Genomic DNA, 859 nt, shown 5'->3' with positions numbered 1-859 from the left:
TTCAACGTGCCCAACCGTTTACTCTGTTGTACATCGATCTTGATGGCTTTAAAGCCGTGAATGATGAATTTGGTCACGACGCCGGAGATAAGGTGTTGCAGATCACCGCCCAACGTATTTTGCATCTGTTAGACGACGGCCAGTTCGCGACACGCATCGGAGGCGATGAGTTTATTCTGTGCCTGGCAAACATCGAAGACACCAAGGAGTTAGAACAGTTTCAGTCTTTGCTCCATCCCGCATGCAGTGCACCCATTTTTATCCATTTTCAAAACGTTCACATCGGTTTAAGTGTTGGTATGGCTCGCTTTCCTCATGAAGGAAGCTGTAGCGATTCCTTAATTCAACATGCTGACCAAATGATGTACCTCACTAAAAGATCAAGAACATAAAGTTTTGGCTCGGTCCGAGCCGCTGAGAAGCACTCAAAAATATAATAATTTCAGGACGTAGATATATGGTTAGTAAGTTAGAATTTTCGCATGCAGTGGCTGCTATTCGAAAGGAAAGGGGGTTAACTCAAGGCCAATTAGCGGATGAGCTAGCCCGAAGTTACAGCGCTTTTGAAAGCTTAAATCAACCCACACTAAGCCAGTGGGAAAGCGGTAAAGTAACGCCCAGTTTGCTCAAGCGGCTTGCTTTCGCTCACTACATCGGCAAGCAGTATCAATACACCTCCAGCGAATACAAACGGGTCAAAGCTTCACAAAGCAAAAGCATCTATTTGAGCTTTAAAGACATTGTTTACGAATACCGTGTAACCGATGTGAAAAATTGCGCCCTTAGCCAAATCAGTTTGACGGAATATGAGCAAATTAACGCCGTACACAAACAACTGATCACGCCCGGCGGAATAGAA

General features: G+C 44.8%; 2 protein-coding genes. Both read left to right on the top strand.

Annotated features, from left to right (window positions below; translation table 11 throughout):
- A partial coding sequence (locus R7Z47_RS24295) for a GGDEF domain-containing protein (protein WP_318130696.1) occupies positions 1 to 392 on the top strand: 392 nt, incomplete at its 5' end.
- A gap of 65 nt (positions 393 to 457) precedes the next feature.
- Positions 458 to 859, top strand: a 402-nt coding sequence (locus R7Z47_RS24290) for a helix-turn-helix transcriptional regulator (RefSeq protein ID WP_318130695.1), incomplete at its 3' end; no start/stop codon positions are given.

Source organism: Vibrio sp. 1641 (assembly GCF_033339995.1).
GTDB classification, from domain to species: domain Bacteria; phylum Pseudomonadota; class Gammaproteobacteria; order Enterobacterales; family Vibrionaceae; genus Vibrio; species Vibrio alginolyticus.
This window is presented reverse-complemented; position numbering and strand designations above follow the sequence as displayed.